Source organism: Sphingomonas kaistensis, from assembly GCF_011927725.1.
Classification (GTDB): domain Bacteria; phylum Pseudomonadota; class Alphaproteobacteria; order Sphingomonadales; family Sphingomonadaceae; genus Sphingomicrobium; species Sphingomicrobium kaistense.
The window spans coordinates 2,009,364-2,024,616 of sequence record NZ_JAATJC010000001.1 but is presented as its reverse complement, the minus strand read 5'-3'; the positions used below and the strand labels follow the sequence as shown (position 1 = coordinate 2,024,616).

Here is a 15,253-nt window from a genome sequence, read left to right as displayed (position 1 = left end):
GGGTCAGGACCTCAGGCGACGCCGACAAGCTGGAGCTTGATGTGCAGCGTTTCGCGGTCGAACGGCTTCATCACATATTCGTCCGCACCGGCTTCAAGCGCCGCACGGATGTGGGCCATGTCGTTTTCGGTGGTGCAGAAGACGACCTTGGGCTGATCCTCGTGGCCGCGCTGGCGAAGGAGCTTGAGGAATTCCATCCCGCTCATCACTGGCATGTTCCAGTCGAGCAGCACCACATCGGGCATTGACGCCTCGCAGCGCTCCAGCGCTTCGCGTCCGTCGCCGGCCTCCTCGACGCTGAATTCGAGCGTTTCGAGGATGTGGCGGGCAACCTTCCGGATGACCTTGGAATCGTCGACGATGAGGCAGGTCTTCATGGGGCTGGGCACCGTGGTTTAGGTCCTGACTTGAACTGGTTGAGCTTGGGATACGCCGCCAAGCGTTAAGAAAGGGCTGTCACGCCGCCTGGCGCACCGCATCGGGGCCGGTCACCAGGCTTTCGACGTCGAGCACCAGCAGCGCGCCCTCCTCCGTTTCGACCATGCCCAGCGAGACGCGCTCCCACCCCTGGCCCATCGCTGCCCGGACCGAGGCCGGGTCGCTGGTCGCGGTCAGCACGTCTTCCACGCCGTCCACGATCAATGCGTAGTGATGACCGTCCACCTCGGTCACGGCGGCTTCGAGAATGCTGTCCTGCACGTCGGGCATCGGCAGACCGAGCGAACGGCGGCAACAGACGACCGTGAGAACCCGGCTGCGCAGCGCCGACAGGCCGGCGATATGCTCTGCTGCGCGCGGGACGGGGATCAGCGTGTCGAGCTCGACCACGCTTTCGACCTTTGCCGCCGGAAAGGCGACGCGCTGGCCGGCGATTCGGACGACAAGAAGAAGTTCGTTCATTTAGCGAGCCTTTCCGGCGGCCGCATCGCGCAGGGCCAGCAGCAGGCCCGCGCGATCGTAGCGATAAACGTGGTTCTCATTGGCGGCTCCCTCGGCGTCGGGGCTTAGGAACAGGGTCCGTCGTGCCGACTGCGCGGCCGCCGACCCGGCCCAGGCGATGGCGAGATCCGCTTCCCCGTCACCCTCGGCAGCGACGACCCGGTAGCCGGCAGCCTCGACGATCGGGCGCAGCATGTTGCGCACCCACGGATCCTTGAGGTCGAGCCGGCAGACCGGAAGCCTGTCCGACCCGCCGCTGGAGAGGCGGGCAGCTCCAGCGAACAGCCAATGGGCATCGACCAGCTCGGCCGGCTCGCCGGCGACCAGGGTCACGCCCTCGACCATTCCCGGGGCATCCGAAGCAATGATGTGATCGGCGATCGCGTCGAGGTCGATCACCTCGCGGAAAGCGAGGCCGATCTGTGAAGCGCCATCGCTAAGTCGGAACAGCCGAACCTTGGCATCCGCGTCGGGCAAGCAGTTCAGCCCCTCCAGCGGGAGGATGTCGTCGCCAAGCTGTACCCTCACCCGTCCGGCGGACTGGGACACGTTGCAGCCCCGCACTTCCTCGATCCGGTCGACGACGCCAAGACGGATCGCACGGCGGGAGCCGGCGCAGTCGCGGAACAGCAGCACTGGGGTCGCGTCCTCGGTCACCACCGCCGAAGCGGCATCGTCGAGCAGGCGGACGCTGCGCTCTTGCGCTTCGAAGCGGACACCGCCGACTCGGGCCAGCCCTGCGGGATCGAACAGCAGGATGGGCGAACCGTCGTCGGCAAGCGTGGTGCCGGCGTAGAGCCCGGTCGCCATGACGGCGGGTGCGGCGGGTTTCACCACCAGTTCCTCATGGTCGTGCACGCGGTCCACGCTCAAGGCATAAACGTCGCCACCGGCGGGCTTGAGCACGATCAGGGTCCGCTCGTGGCCCGGCAACGGGCTGTCGAGGCCGAGAAGGTCGGCAAGCACGAGTTGGGGAACGCGGCGGCCACGGATGGTGACGATGCCGGCGCCGCCCACTTCAGACAGCTGCACGCTGTCCCCGCTGGCGCGCACGATCTCCTCGATCGCGACCCGCGGAATGGCGAAATGCTGATTGCCGATCGAGACGGTCAGGGCCGGGATGATCGTCAGGGTCAGGGGAACGCGAAGGGTCATGCGGGTCCCCTGCCCCGGCGTCGAATCGACCTCGACCACCCCTCCGATCCGCTCCACGTTCGATCGCACCACGTCCATCCCGACGCCGCGGCCGGAAATGCTGGTGACGGCCGCAGCGGTCGACAGGCCTGCTTCGAAGATCAGGTGCAACTGCTCCTTGGGGCTGAGCCGGGCGGCCTCGCCGCGGTCGAGGATGCCAGCCGAAATGGCCTTGTCGACCAGTCGCTTCCCGTCGATCCCCCGCCCGTCGTCGACGATATCGATCAGGATCTGGTTGCCCGACTGGCGGGCGGACACGCTGAGGAGGCCGATCTCGCGCTTGCCCGCCTTGAGGCGTTCGGCCGGCGCCTCGATCCCGTGATCGACCGCATTGCGGACGATATGGGTCAGGGGATCGCGGATCATCTCGATCATCTCGCGGTCGAGCTCGACGTCTCCGCCGTCGATGTCGATCAACACTTGCCGGCCAAGCTCCGCCGACAGGTCGCGCACCATGCGCGGCAGGCCCACGAACAGGCTCTCGATCCGCTGCATACGCGTGCGGGTGATGGCATCGCGCATTTCGGCGATGATGCCGCTCATCCGCTCGAAGGCGCTGTCGACGGTGACGTCGGTGCTGCTGTCGCGAAGGCGGCGGGCAAGCTCGTTGCGGGCGAGCACGAGGTCCGACACCCCGCTCATCATGCGGTCGAGGAGATCGACCGACAGGCGAATGGTGCGCGGTGCGGCCTGCGCCTGCGGGACGGCGCTTGCGGCGCTTGCCACCGGCGCTGCGGCGGGTGGCTGCTCGGCGCCGGGCTTGAGCGCCTCGATCAGGTCGTCGTCATGGCCTTCGGGAATGGGCGAACCGGCGGCGATGATCTCCACCATCTCGCCGATGCGGTCGATCACGGCGAGGACGGCGCTGACCAGCATCGGGTCGGGCTGCCGGCGTCCGGCGCGCACATCGGCGAGCGCGTCCTCGGCCGCATGGCTCAGCGCCTCGAGGCGCGGGAAGTCGAAGAAGCCGCAATTGCCCTTCACCGTGTGGACAAAGCGAAAGATGCAGTCGAGGCGCGAGCGATCCTGCGGCGCCGCCTCCCAGGCGACGATTTCCCCACCGAGACTTTCCAGCATGTCCCGGCATTCGGAGACGAAATCGGCAATCAGGTCGTCCATGGCCCCACTTCGCGTCTGTGACGGGAGTGTGGGTTAGCCCGCGAGGGTTAAGGGGCCGTTAGTGGCCCCGCGCCGTCAGGCCAGGAAGACCGGGTCAAGCGTGATGCGGCCGTCCTTCAGGTCGGCGATGCCGGGCCTGAATGGGATCAGCGACTTCCTGCCGCCGTCCAGTTCGACCTCCAGCAGGTCCCCGGCACCGAAGTTCTCGACCGCGGATACGGTACCGATGGCAGCACCGTCCGGGCCGACGCAGGCAAGGCCGAGCAGGTCGGAATGATAATATTCGCCGTCATCCAGTGGCGGCAAGGCGTCACGCTCGACCTCGATCAGCGTGCCGCGCAGCCGCTCGGCCGCCGTGCGGTCCGCGACACCCTCAAGCCGGGCGGTCGGGCTCTTGGCGGTGCCGCCGACATGCAGCAGGCGGCGCGACACCCCGTCTACCAGCACGATGTCGTGTGCCGTCAGCGCCTCGGTGCCATCGGCGAACAGCTTGAGGCGCACGTCGCCGCGGACGCCGTGGGCGCCGGCGATGGCGGCAAGGGTGATGCGGCTGGTCATCGCAGAAAGCGGTTCGGCTTCGCCCGGACAGACCCGAGCGAAGCCGACCCTGCAGGCTTACTCGGCCTTTTCGGCGCCTTCGGCCGGAGCGGCCTCGTCGCTGCCCTCGGCGGGCTCGGGCTGGGTCGGAGCGCTGACTTCTTCGGTGGTGGCTTCAGCGGCCGGAGCCTCTTCGGCAGCGGGCTCTTCAGCGGCAGGCTCTTCGGCCGGCGCAGGAGCAGCGGCGGCGGCGGCAGCGGCCTCGGCGGCTTCAGCGGCCTTGGTGGCACGCTCTTCGGCGCGCTCGGTGGCCTTTTCGCCCGGCTTGCCCTTGTTCGGGTTGCTGCGCGCGGCGCGCTCCTTGAGGCCGGCGGCGTCGAGGAAGCGGGCGACGCGGTCGGTCGGCTGGGCGCCGACGCTCAGCCAGTGCGAGATGCGGTCAGCGTCGAGCTTCACGCGCTCGGGCGAATCCTTCGCCAGCAGCGGATTGTAGGTGCCGACCTTCTCGATGAAGCGGCCATCGCGCGAGTTGCGGCTGTCGGTGACGACGACGCGGTAATAAGGGCGCTTCTTGGAGCCACCACGAGCCAGGCGAATTGCTACTGCCATTTGTTCAATCCTTCTCTTAGATACTTGTTATTTCTTGCCGAATTTGTGACCGCCGGGAGGCAGTCCGAACGGGTTGGAGCCGCCGGGCAGGCCCGGGAGGCCGGGTGCACCGGCGCCGGGCAGCAAGCCGCCCATCGCGCCTTCCATGCCGCCCTTGCCGAACAGCGCCGCAAGCTTGCCGAGGCCGCCCATCTTCTTAAGGCGCTTCATCGCGCCTTCCATTTCCTGGTGCATCTTCAGGAGCTTGTTGACGTCCTGAACGGTGCGACCGCTGCCCTTGGCGATGCGGATCTTGCGCTTGGCATTGATCAATGCCGGCTTTTCCCGCTCCTTGGCCGTCATCGACGACAGCATGGCTTCGAGGTGGACCAGCGCCTTGGTGTCCTGCGCCTTCTCCATCGCGCCCTTCATGCCCTTCATGCCGGGCATCATGCCGGCCAGCGCACCGAGGCCGCCCATGCGCTTCATCTGGTCGAGCTGCATGCGAAGGTCGTCGAGGTCGAACTTGCCCTTGGCCATCTTGGCCGCGAGCTTTTCGGCATCCTCGACCTTGATCGTCTCGGCCGCGCGCTCGACCAGGCTGACGACGTCGCCCATGCCGAGGATCCGGCCCGCGACACGGCTGGGATGGAACGGCTCGATCGCGTCGAGGCCTTCGCCGGTGCCGGCAAACTTGATCGGCTTGCCGGTGACCGCGCGCATCGAGAGCGCCGCGCCGCCGCGGGCGTCGCCGTCCATGCGGGTCAGGATAACGCCGGTGAGATCGATCTGGTCGGAGAAGCCCTTGGCGACGTTGACCGCGTCCTGGCCGGTCAGGCTGTCGACCACCAGCAGGGTCTCGGCCGGACGGCTGACCTCGGCCACCGCCTTCATCTCGCCCATCAGCGCATCGTCGACGTGCAGGCGGCCGGCGGTGTCGAGCAGCAGGACGTCATAGCCCTGCAGCCTGGCCGACTGGAGCGCCCGGCGTGCGATGTCGACCGGCGCCTGGCCGGGCACGATCGGGAGCGTGTCGACGCCGGCCTGGCGGCCCAGCACGGCCAGCTGCTCCTGGGCGGCCGGACGAGCGACGTCGAGCGACGCCATCAGGACCTTCTTGCGATCCTTTGTCGACAGCCGCTTGGCCAGCTTAGCCGTCGAGGTCGTCTTGCCCGAGCCTTGCAGGCCGACCATCATCACGATCGCCGGCGGCGAGACATTGAGGTCGAGTTCGCTGCTGTCGGCGCCGAGCATCTCGACCAGCGCGTCGTTGACGATCTTGACGACCTGCTGGCCCGGCGTGACCGACCGCAGCACTTCCTGGCCGACCGCGCGGCTGGTGACGGTCTCAACGAAGTCGCGCGCGACCGGCAGCGCGACGTCCGCCTCGAGCAAGGCGACACGGACTTCGCGCATGGCGGCGCGGACGTCGTCCTCGTTGAGGGCGCCGCGACCGCGAAGCTTGTCGAACACGCCGCCAAGGCGGTCGCTCAGGGTCTCGAACATCAAAACAACTCCGGTACCGACGGGCGCAAAGCGAAAATGCGCCGGCGGGCGAAACCTCGCCGGCCAGCGTGCCCCGAAAGGCGCTCATCGATGTGTGTCACTTGAGGACGGGCAGGCGCTTAGCGGAAGGAGCGCGCAAGTGCAACCGCGGCGCCCCGGTTGTCACCGGGGCACTGCCGCTTCCCTCACGCCGCCGCGTCGTCCTTTTGTTCGCGATTGGCGTAGACGCGAACCGGTTCCTTGGTTCCGGCCACCACGTCCTTGTCGACATGGACCTTTTCGACGCCGTCCATGCCGGGCAGATCGAACATCGTGTCGAGGAGGATCGCCTCGAGGATCGAGCGCAGGCCACGGGCGCCGGTGCGCCGTTCGATCGCCTTGCGCGCGACCGCGTTCAGCGCGTCGTCGGAGAAGGCCAGTTCGACCTCCTCCATGTCGAACAGCTTGGCATATTGCTTCACCAGCGCGTTCTTCGGCTCGATCAGGATCTTGACCAGCGCCGCCTCGTCGAGGTCCTCAAGCGTCGCGATCACCGGCAGACGGCCGATGAACTCGGGGATCAGGCCGAACTTCAGCAGATCCTCGGGTTCGCAATTCTTGAGCACCTGCCCCGTCTTCCGCTCGTCCGGGCCGGCGACATGCGCGCCAAAGCCGATCGACTTGCCCTGCAGGCGGTCACCGATGATCTTCTCGAGACCAGCGAACGCCCCGCCGCAGATGAACAGGATGTTCGTGGTGTCGACCTGCAGGAATTCCTGCTGCGGATGCTTGCGGCCGCCCTGCGGAGGCACCGAGGCGGTGGTGCCTTCCATCAGCTTCAGAAGCGCCTGCTGGACGCCCTCGCCCGACACGTCGCGGGTGATGGAGGGGTTGTCCGACTTGCGGCTGATCTTGTCGATCTCGTCGATGTAGACGATCCCGCGCTGCGCCTTTTCGACGTTGTAGTCGGAGGCCTGGAGCAGCTTGAGGATGATGTTTTCGACGTCCTCGCCGACATAGCCGGCCTCGGTCAGCGTGGTGGCGTCGGCCATGGTGAACGGCACGTCGAGGATCCGGGCAAGCGTCTGCGCGAGCAGGGTCTTGCCGCAACCGGTCGGCCCGATCAGCAGGATGTTGGACTTGGCGAGCTCGACTTCGGCGCCGCTCTTGGAGCCGTGATTGAGCCGCTTGTAATGGTTGTGGACGGCCACCGACAGAACGCGCTTGGCGCGATTCTGGCCGATGACATAGTCGTCGAGCACCTTGCAGATCTCGGCGGGCGTCGGAACGCCGTCGCGCGTCTTCACCAGCGCCGACTTGCTCTCCTCGCGGATGATGTCGTTGCACAGCTCGACGCATTCATCGCAGATGAAGACGGTCGGCCCGGCGATGAGCTTGCGCACTTCATGCTGCGACTTGCCGCAGAAGCTGCAGTAGAGGGTGCTCTTGCCGTCGCCACCGGAAAGCTTGGTCATAATCGTCCTTGTGTCGCCAGGCACCGCAGCGCCCGGACGGGCAACCTAGCCCGCTTGTCTGCCGGATACAAACTCTCCGAAGGCTTAACGCGTTGCGTCGCCAGAGCGAGGATGTGGATGAGATATGGCTTCCGGGTCACGGTCCGGCAAGGGCCCGACGCCCGGAACCCCTTGTCCGCCAGCAACTTGACCCGTTTTCAGGGCTGCTGGCTGGGGCGGCAGGATTCGAACCTGCGAATGCCGGTACCAAAAACCGGTGCCTTACCACTTGGCGACGCCCCAATGCGCGGGCGGCTTATAGCGAAGTAAATCGGCTCGGGAAGCCTCTGCCTCGCGCTGCCGCCCGGCTCAGTCGAGTTGCTTGCGGTGGGTCTCCGGAAGCCAGATGGCGCTGACGATGAAGGCCATCACGACCACCGCGATCGTGTACCAAAGACCGGCGTAGGCATCGCCGGTGCGGACCACGATATACTGGCTGATCAAGGGCAGAAAACCGCCGAAATAACCTGATCCGATGTGATAGGGCACGCTCATCGAGGTGTAGCGGATGCGTGCCGGGAACATCTCCACCAGGATCGCCGCGACCTGGCCGTAAGTCATTGCCGACAGCGCCACCATGACCGCCACGGCCAGGATGATCTTCCATGGCTGCTTCTCGGCCGGGTCGGCCTTGTCCGGATAGCCGGCGGCCGCCAGCGTGGCAGTGTAGGTGGCCTGGTCGAAACCCTCGACCCGCTGATTGCCGACCCTCAGGGCGACCGTCCCGGAATCCGCCTTGGCGTAACTGACCCCGCGCTTGGATAGGTAGTTGAGCGCCTGGGCGCAGGGCGTGCGATGCTTGGGCGCGAAGACGTTGAAATCGCAGTCGGCGGGCATTTCCAGAGTCACCGGATTGGCCTGCGTCGCGCGGGCCAGCGCCGGGTTGGCGCCGTCGGCCATCAGGTGGAACAGCGGAAACAGCAGCACCAGCGTCAGGCCGTAGCCGATCAGCAGGATCTTCTTGCGCCCGACCCTGTCCGACAACGCTCCGAAGCCGACGTAGAGCGGCGCGGCGAGCGAGGCGCCGGTGGCCATGTACAGCAGCGCCTCGGTCTCGCCGACGCGGGCCGTGCCCTGCAGGAAGTAGAGCGTGCCGAACTGGCTGGTGTAATAGATGACCGTCAGGCCCGCGGCGACGCCGAACAAGGCGACCAGCACCCGCTTGATATTGCCGGGATAGGTCAGGCTGTCCTTGAAGGGATTACGGCTGGTGGTGCCGGCTTCCTTCATCGCCTTGAACACCGGGCTCTCGCTGAGCTTCATCCGGATGTAGAGCGAGATGGCGAGCATGATGATGCTGGCGAGGAACGGGATGCGCCAGCCCCACGCATCGAACTCCTCGGGCGTCAGCGCGGCGCGACAGGCGAGCACCATGACCAGGCTCAAGAGGAAGCCGCCGACCACGCTGACCTGGATCCAGCTGGTGTACTGACCGCGCTTGGTGGGCGGGGCGTGCTCGGCGACGTAGATCGCTGCGCCGCCATATTCACCGCCCAGCGCGAGACCCTGGAGCAGACGAAGGCTGACCAGCAGGATCGGCGCGAGCAGGCCGGCGCTCTCGTACGTCGGAAGGAACCCGATGGCCGCCGTCGCGCCGCCCATCAGGCTGATGGTGATGAGGAAAGTGTATTTGCGGCCGACGCGGTCGCCGAACCAGCCGAACAAGAGCGCGCCGAGCGGTCTTACCCCGAAGCCGGCACCGAAAGCGGCCAGGCTGGCAAGGGTTGCGGCGGTGGGATTGTCGGCAGGGAAGAACAGGCGACCAAGCAGCGCGGCGAGGATGCCGTAGACGAAGAAGTCATACCATTCGAACACGGTTCCGAGCGCGCTGGCGGTGATGACCAGCCGGTCGCGCTTCGGGTCTACGACATATTCATCCGCTGAACCGGCGGCTGTGGCCATGGCAAGAATTCCCCCTCGCCAGCGGTTCTAGCGAGGCGAGGAGGTACGGCAAGCGCCTAGTCGAGGCGGCCGTTGACCAGGTCGTCGTAATCCTTTGCCAGCTGCTGCTGAAGCGAGCCGATCTCGAACCGCCACGGGCCCGCCGACTGGACAAAGGTCACTTCGGCGGCCGAGCCGGTCAGGAAGAAGCCCTCGAAGCTCTCCAGCTCCTCCGGCCAGATCGCGCGCTCCTGCACTTCGATCCCCCGGCGCTTCGCCAGATCGATTAAGGTCTGGCGGGTGATGCCATTGAGGAAGCAGTCGGGCGTCGGAGTGTGGATGACGCCATCGCGGATGAAGAAAGCATTGGCGCCGGTCGCCTCTGCCACCTGGCCGCGCCAGTCCATCATCAGCGCATCGTCGAAGCCGCCGGCGTCGGCCTTGGCCTTGGACATGCTGGCGATCATGTAGAGGCCCGCAGCCTTGCTTTGCGTCGGTGCGGTATAGGGCGCGGGACGACGCCATTCGGCAAGGTCGAGGCGGATGCCCTTGGCGGCCTTTTCGGGCGGGTAATATTTGCCCCAGTTCCACGCGGCGATGGCGAGGTGCGGCCGGGTGCCGATCGGGTTGACGCCCATGCTCTCGGACCCCCGCCAGGCGACCGGGCGCATGTAGGCATCGACGAGGTTGTTGGCGCGCAGCACTTCCTCGCAGGCCGCGTCGATCTCGGCGACGCTGTAGGGGACTTCGAAACCGATCAATTCTGCGGAACGACGGAGCCGGGCGCTGTGGTCGGACAGGCGGAAGATCTTGCCGCCATAGGCCCGCTGGCCCTCGAACACGCTCGACGCATAGTGGAGGGCATGGGTCAGGACGTGGACGTTCGCCTCACGCCAAGGGACGAGCTTGCCGTCGAACCAGATCCAGCCGTCGCGGTCGTCGAAGCTCACGTGTGTCCCCTTGGGTTTGCCTGGGAGCCGCTTAGGAGCCGCGCGTCTCCGCCGCAAGTTCGGCCGAGCGGGCGGTGGCTGCAGCCAGCGTGCGATCGATCAGCCCATGCAGTTCGGCGTCGAGCACCTTGAGGCCGGCCTCGGTGGTGCCGTTGGGACTGGTCACCCGGCGGGCGAGCTCAGTCATCGGCTCCCCGCTGCTCGCCGCCAGCCAGGCCGAGCCGAGCACCGCTTCACGCGCCGCGGTAAGCGCGAGGCCAGGGTCGAGGCCCCTTCCCTCGCCAGCGGCGGCGAAGGCGGCGATGAAGCGGGCGACATAGGCCGGGGTGGAACCGGCAACGAAGCCGATCGCGCCGAACTCTTCCTCGGACAGGCACCAGGGCGCGAAGCCGAGCATGGAGAACCAGGGCTGAAGTTCCGACTGAAGCGCCGGATCGGAGCACAGCAGCGGAAGGACGCCGCGGCGGACCGAGACCGGCTGGTTGGGCATGACCCGGACGACGGCGCGGGCGCGGGGGAAATAGCCTTGCAGGGTCGCCATGTCGGCGCCGGCGAGCATCGAAATGACCGTGGTGCGCGAGGTGACCCAGCGGGCGACGTCGGGGGCCAGGTCGCGCAGTTGCTGGGGTTTGAAGCCGAGGACGATGCGGTCGGGGATCATGTCGGCCTCGCCCACCGAGCGGACGGTGCGGATCCCGGGGACCGGCGTGCCGCTGGGGCGGACGGCAGTGAAGCTGGCCGGGTCCTCGCCCGCCATCAGCCATCCGGCGACCATCGCCGAACCCATGTTGCCGCAGCCAATGAAGAGGGTCGTTGCCATGATCACCCTTGAGCGAAGTTCTCGAAGTTCACATAGGGCGACCGGGTAAAATCGCCGGTTTTCCGCCCCTTTCGCGAGTCGGTGCTTCGTCAGGTGACGAGGAAAGCCGAGCAGGCGAAATCCTACTTTGCAAGCCCGATCGGTCAGGCCTCGCCGGCGGTTTCGATCAGCGCGGCCTGGATCGCCTCGGTCGGGCTCTTGCCGCCCCACAGGACGAACTGGAATACCGGATAGAAGCGCTCGCACTCCTCCAGCGCCGCTTCGCTGAGCGATTCGGCCTGTTCGAAGCTGAGGCCATCGTCGCCGCCGTCGACCAGCGCGGCGTAGCGGAAGACGATCAGGCCGCTCGACGACCAGAGTTCGAAATGGCCGAGCCAGAGCTGCTCGTTCACCAGGCCCAATGTCTCGTACATGGCGGCGCGCTTGTCGGCGGACACCTTGACGTCGGGAAAGGCGAGGAACTGGAGGACCTGATCTTCGGGCCGCCAGACGCCGCGCAATTCGTACTGGGCCCAGCTGCCGGGCGCGGAGGCGACGATCTCGCCGTCGCCGGTGCGCTCGCACGGCCAGCCGCGCGCTTCGAAATAGGCTTCGAGCACCTCGATCGGAGCGCCGTCGTCGCGCTCCTCGGTCGCATTGTCCTCGTCGCGGGCGGGCAAGCTCACTCCTCCGGAGTCTCGATGCCGGTGGTTCCGACCGGGGGAGCCTTGGTGTCGCCTTCGGGCGACTTGCGACCGAACTTACCGCCCTTGAGCGCGGCGACCTCGGCCTTGAGCGCCTCGACCTCCTCGCGTGCGGTGGCGGCCATCGCCTTTACCGCTTCGAACTCGTCGCGCGACACGAAGTCCATGCCGGCAACCCATTCCTTGGCCCGCTCGCGCATGCCGTCCTGCGCTTCACGGGTCATGCCGGCCACGGTGCCCGCGGCACCGTTCATGATCTTGACGAAATCCTCGAAGAAGCGGTTCTGAGACTGCATCTTTTAACCCCCAGTGATACCCAATGGCGCCCGGTCGGCGCCCGGATTGAGGCGGCCGATCTCGAAGTTGAGCGCGGTCGCCAGGCACAGCCACGCCAGATAGGGCAGAAGCAGCAACGCCGCCACCTTTTCCACGCGCCAGAACAGCGAGATGGTGAGGCACAGCGCGACTGCCATGGCGATGATGATCAGGAAGCCGAAATCGATCGCACCGGCGCCGAAAAAGACCGGCGACCACAGGTAGTTGAGGATCAACTGGGCGAAGAAAAAGCTGAGGCCGCGGCTGCGCCAGGACGAATCGGGCGCGGAAATAACCATCGCCACCGACAGGCCCATCAGGGTGTAGAGGGTGGTCCACGCCGCGCCGAACACCCAGCCCGGAGGCATGAAGCCCGGCTTGCGGACCGCGTCGAACCACGGATTGCCGAAGCCCGAATTGGACAGCAGGCCGGACAGGTTACCGAGCACCACGATCACGGGCACGGTCACCAGCGCCACCTTCCACCAGGCTTTGCGTTCAGTCGCTTGGGCGGTCACGTTCAGGCTCCTTCCGAGCTGCGAGGAGGAATTCGACATTGCCTTCGGGCCCGGTGATCGGGCTTTCGATTACCCCGATTACGCGCCAACCCCGGCTGGTGATCCATTGCGCCGCCTCGTCGCAGACGCGGGCGTGGATGAGGGGATCGCGGACGACCCCGCCCTTCCCCACTTCGCTTCGGCCCGCCTCGAACTGCGGCTTGACCAGCAGCAGGGCATGTCCGTCGGCGCGCACGAAATCGATCGCCTTGTCGAGCACCTTGTGGAGCGCGATGAAGCTGGCGTCGCAGACGAGGAGGTCGATCGGCTCGGGGATCTGTTCTGCGGTCAGGTGCCGGGCGTTGAACTGTTCGAGCACGACCACGCGCGGGTCCTGGCGAAGCTTCCAGGCGAGCTGGTTGGTGCCGACGTCGACGGCGTAGACCCTGGAGGCGCCGCGGCTGAGCAGCACGTCGGTAAAGCCGCCGGTCGACGAGCCCACATCGAGGCAGGTGGCACCCGCGGGGTCGATGGCGAAATGGTCGAGCCCGCCGACCAGCTTCAGGCCGCCGCGGGAAACCCAGGGATGGTCCTTGCCGCGCACGTCGAGCGAGGCGTCGGCGGCGATCGTTTCGCCCGCCTTGGCGACCTTGCGCTCCCCGGCGAAGACGAGCCCGGCCATGATCAGGGCCTGCGCGCGGCTGCGCGTCTCGACCAGCCCGCGGTCCACGAGCGCCTGATCGACGCGCTGCTTGGCCAATGGCTTAGGCCCGCGCCCCATTCTCCACGCCGACACTGTTGCGGCGCAGGGCCTTCAGGACGGTGTCGACGATATGCGGGGCGTTGAGGCCGGCTTCGTCATATTGCTTGGTCGGATTGTCCTGGTCCTGGAAGGCGTCGGGGAGGCGCATGGTGCGGAGGCGGAGGCCCCCGTCGATCAGGCCCTCGTCGCTGGCCATCGTAAGGACGTGAGCGCCCATGCCGCCGACAGCCGCTTCCTCGATCGTGACCGCGACTTCGTGGGTGGTGAGGAGTTTGCGGATCAGCGCTTCGTCGAGCGGCTTGGCGAAGCGGAGGTCGGCGACGGTGGTGCTGAGCCCCATGCTCTCGAGCTGCTCGGCAGCCTTTTCGGCTTCTTCGAGGCGAGTACCGAGCGAGAGGATGGCGACGGTCTTGCCTTCGCGCACCACCCGGCCCTTGCCGATCTCGAGCAGCTGGGGCTCGGCTGGCAAGGGGAGGCCGCGGCCGTTGCCGCGCGGATAGCGGACCGCGATGGGGCCGCTGTCGTGCTTGGCCATGGTGTGGACCATGTGGGTGAGCTCGACCTCGTCGGCCGCGGCCATCACCACGAAGTTGGGCAGCGTGCAGAGATAGGCGAGGTCGAACGAGCCGGCGTGGGTGGCCCCGTCGGCCCCGACCAGTCCCGCGCGGTCCATCGCGAAGCGGACGGGCAGGTTCTGGATGGCGACGTCGTGGACGACCTGGTCGTAGGCGCGCTGGAGGAAGGTCGAATAGATGGCGCAGAACGGGCGGAAGCCTTCGGCGGCGAGGCCGGCGGCGAAGGTCACCGCATGCTGCTCGGCGATGCCGACGTCGAACATCTTGGTCGGATGCGCGGCGCCGAACACGTCGAGGCCGGTGCCGCCGGGCATGGCCGCGGTGATGGCGACGATCTTGTCGTCCTTGTCGGCCTCGGCGACCAGGGCGTCGGCGAACACGCGGGTGTAGGCGGGCGGACCGCCGCCGGGGCCCTTTTCCTGCTTGCCGGTGATGACGTCGAACTTCACCACGCCATGATATTTGTCGGCGCTGCTTTCGGCCGGGGCGTAGCCCTTGCCCTTCTGAGTGACGGCATGGATCAGCATCGGGCCGTGGTCGCTGTCGCGGACGTTCTCGAGGATTTCGACCAGACCGATGATGTCGTGGCCGTCGACCGGGCCGACGTAATAGAAGCCCAGTTCCTCGAACAGGGTGCCGCCGGTCATCATCCCGCGGGCATATTCCTCGAACCGCTCGGCAGCGTTGCGCATCGGCTTGGGCAGGTGGCCCGCCAGGCGCGCGGCGAGCTTGCGGGGGCTGAGATACTTGTTGCTCGACACCAGCCGGGCGAGCGCGTTGCGCAAGTTGCCGACCGGCGGCGCGATCGACATGTCGTTATCGTTGAGGATGACGATCAGCCGGCTTCCGCCCGCCTCGGCATTGTTCATCGCCTCGAACGCCATGCCGGCGGTGGCGGCGCCGTCGCCGATCACCGCGATGGCGCGGCGGTTGGCGCCCTCCAGCTTGGACGCAACCGCGAAGCCGAGCGCAGCCGAAATGCTGGTCGAGCTGTGAGCCGCCCCGAACGGGTCATATTCGCTCTCGGTGCGCTTGGTGAAACCGCTGAGGCCCCCGCCCATGCGCAGGGTGCGGATGCGATCGCGGCGGCCGGTGACGACCTTGTGAGGGTAGCATTGGTGCCCGACGTCCCACACCAGCTTGTCGCTGGGGGTATCGAACACATAATGGATGGCGACGGTCAGCTCGACCACGCCGAGGCCGGCGCCGAGGTGGCCGCCGGTAACCGAAACGGCCGAGATCACCTCCTGGCGGAGTTCCTCGCACAGCTGCGGCAGCTGGCTCTTGTCGAGGGCCCGGATGTCGGCCGGATAGTGGATCGTGTCGAGGAGCGGGGTGTCAGGGCGCGAATTCATAAGGATGTTGCCCTACAACCAGCTGCACGCGAAGTCGA

General features: G+C 66.9%; 15 protein-coding genes and 1 tRNA gene. All 16 read right to left on the bottom strand.

Annotation, left to right across the window (positions count from 1 at the left end):
* Positions 1 to 11 precede the first annotated feature (11 nt).
* The 16 genes from GGQ97_RS09920 to dxs all read right to left on the bottom strand — a co-directional run bounded on the left by GGQ97_RS09920 (position 12) and on the right by dxs (position 15,215).
* Positions 12 to 377 (bottom strand): response regulator, encoded by a 366-nt coding sequence (locus tag GGQ97_RS09920; protein ID WP_168069189.1) that lies wholly within the window; start codon positions 375 to 377, stop codon positions 12 to 14.
* Positions 378 to 456: 79 nt separating this feature from the next.
* Positions 457 to 900 (bottom strand): chemotaxis protein CheW, encoded by a 444-nt coding sequence (locus GGQ97_RS09915; RefSeq protein ID WP_168069187.1) that lies wholly within the window; start codon positions 898 to 900, stop codon positions 457 to 459.
* A complete protein-coding gene (locus GGQ97_RS09910) occupies positions 901 to 3,252 on the bottom strand; it encodes a chemotaxis protein CheA (RefSeq protein WP_168069185.1) in 2,352 nt (783 codons plus the stop codon).
* Positions 3,253 to 3,327: 75 nt separating this feature from the next.
* Positions 3,328 to 3,810: a ribosome maturation factor RimM gene (rimM, locus tag GGQ97_RS09905; protein ID WP_168069183.1), complete on the bottom strand. Its 483-nt coding sequence runs from the start codon at positions 3,808 to 3,810 to the stop codon at positions 3,328 to 3,330.
* A 57-nt stretch (positions 3,811 to 3,867) separates the two neighbouring features.
* Entirely contained in the window at positions 3,868 to 4,398 is a 531-nt protein-coding gene (gene rpsP, locus GGQ97_RS09900) for a 30S ribosomal protein S16 (protein WP_168069181.1), read from the bottom strand.
* A gap of 27 nt (positions 4,399 to 4,425) precedes the next feature.
* Positions 4,426 to 5,883 carry a signal recognition particle protein gene (gene ffh, locus GGQ97_RS09895; protein WP_168069179.1) on the bottom strand — a complete coding sequence of 486 codons (1,458 nt, stop codon included), beginning with the start codon at positions 5,881 to 5,883 and terminating at the stop codon, positions 4,426 to 4,428.
* A 185-nt stretch (positions 5,884 to 6,068) separates the two neighbouring features.
* Entirely contained in the window at positions 6,069 to 7,337 is a 1,269-nt protein-coding gene (gene clpX, locus GGQ97_RS09890) for an ATP-dependent Clp protease ATP-binding subunit ClpX (RefSeq protein WP_168069177.1), read from the bottom strand.
* A 207-nt stretch (positions 7,338 to 7,544) separates the two neighbouring features.
* Positions 7,545 to 7,619: transfer RNA gene (locus GGQ97_RS09885), tRNA-Gln, on the bottom strand.
* Positions 7,620 to 7,685: 66 nt separating this feature from the next.
* Complete coding sequence (locus tag GGQ97_RS09880) at positions 7,686 to 9,278, bottom strand: MFS transporter (RefSeq protein ID WP_168069175.1); 1,593 nt, start codon at positions 9,276 to 9,278, stop codon at positions 7,686 to 7,688.
* Between the two features lie 56 nt (positions 9,279 to 9,334).
* Positions 9,335 to 10,207 carry a branched-chain amino acid aminotransferase gene (locus GGQ97_RS09875; RefSeq protein WP_168069173.1) on the bottom strand — a complete coding sequence of 291 codons (873 nt, stop codon included), beginning with the start codon at positions 10,205 to 10,207 and terminating at the stop codon, positions 9,335 to 9,337.
* Positions 10,208 to 10,238: 31 nt separating this feature from the next.
* Positions 10,239 to 11,027: a pyrroline-5-carboxylate reductase family protein gene (locus tag GGQ97_RS09870; protein WP_168069171.1), complete on the bottom strand. Its 789-nt coding sequence runs from the start codon at positions 11,025 to 11,027 to the stop codon at positions 10,239 to 10,241.
* 143 nt (positions 11,028 to 11,170) lie between these two features.
* On the bottom strand, positions 11,171 to 11,686 hold the full coding sequence (locus tag GGQ97_RS09865; protein WP_168069169.1) for a type III secretion system chaperone family protein: 516 nt from the start codon (positions 11,684 to 11,686) through the stop codon (positions 11,171 to 11,173).
* 2 nt (positions 11,687 to 11,688) lie between these two features.
* Positions 11,689 to 12,006 (bottom strand): accessory factor UbiK family protein, encoded by a 318-nt coding sequence (locus GGQ97_RS09860; RefSeq protein WP_168069167.1) that lies wholly within the window; start codon positions 12,004 to 12,006, stop codon positions 11,689 to 11,691.
* A gap of 3 nt (positions 12,007 to 12,009) precedes the next feature.
* Positions 12,010 to 12,543 carry a TspO/MBR family protein gene (locus GGQ97_RS09855; protein WP_342448507.1) on the bottom strand — a complete coding sequence of 178 codons (534 nt, stop codon included), beginning with the start codon at positions 12,541 to 12,543 and terminating at the stop codon, positions 12,010 to 12,012.
* Positions 12,524 to 13,282, bottom strand: coding sequence for a TlyA family RNA methyltransferase (locus tag GGQ97_RS09850; RefSeq protein ID WP_168070950.1), 759 nt, complete (start codon positions 13,280 to 13,282; stop codon positions 12,524 to 12,526). The genes GGQ97_RS09855 and GGQ97_RS09850 overlap by 20 nt, the downstream gene beginning before the upstream one ends.
* A 4-nt stretch (positions 13,283 to 13,286) precedes the next feature.
* Positions 13,287 to 15,215: a 1-deoxy-D-xylulose-5-phosphate synthase gene (gene dxs / locus GGQ97_RS09845; protein WP_168069165.1), complete on the bottom strand. Its 1,929-nt coding sequence runs from the start codon at positions 15,213 to 15,215 to the stop codon at positions 13,287 to 13,289.
* Positions 15,216 to 15,253 lie beyond the last annotated feature (38 nt).

Coding starts and splice junctions, on each gene's coding strand:
- GGQ97_RS09920 (WP_168069189.1), bottom strand. CDS start 377: ATGAAGACCTGCCTCATCGTCGACGATTCCAAGGTCATCCGGAAGGTT.
- GGQ97_RS09915 (WP_168069187.1), bottom strand. CDS start 900: ATGAACGAACTTCTTCTTGTCGTCCGAATCGCCGGCCAGCGCGTCGCC.
- GGQ97_RS09910 (WP_168069185.1), bottom strand. CDS start 3,252: ATGGACGACCTGATTGCCGATTTCGTCTCCGAATGCCGGGACATGCTG.
- rimM (WP_168069183.1), bottom strand. CDS start 3,810: ATGACCAGCCGCATCACCCTTGCCGCCATCGCCGGCGCCCACGGCGTC.
- rpsP (WP_168069181.1), bottom strand. CDS start 4,398: ATGGCAGTAGCAATTCGCCTGGCTCGTGGTGGCTCCAAGAAGCGCCCT.
- ffh (WP_168069179.1), bottom strand. CDS start 5,883: ATGTTCGAGACCCTGAGCGACCGCCTTGGCGGCGTGTTCGACAAGCTT.
- clpX (WP_168069177.1), bottom strand. CDS start 7,337: ATGACCAAGCTTTCCGGTGGCGACGGCAAGAGCACCCTCTACTGCAGC.
- GGQ97_RS09880 (WP_168069175.1), bottom strand. CDS start 9,278: ATGGCCACAGCCGCCGGTTCAGCGGATGAATATGTCGTAGACCCGAAG.
- GGQ97_RS09870 (WP_168069171.1), bottom strand. CDS start 11,027: ATGGCAACGACCCTCTTCATTGGCTGCGGCAACATGGGTTCGGCGATG.
- GGQ97_RS09860 (WP_168069167.1), bottom strand. CDS start 12,006: ATGCAGTCTCAGAACCGCTTCTTCGAGGATTTCGTCAAGATCATGAAC.
- dxs (WP_168069165.1), bottom strand. CDS start 15,215: ATGAATTCGCGCCCTGACACCCCGCTCCTCGACACGATCCACTATCCG.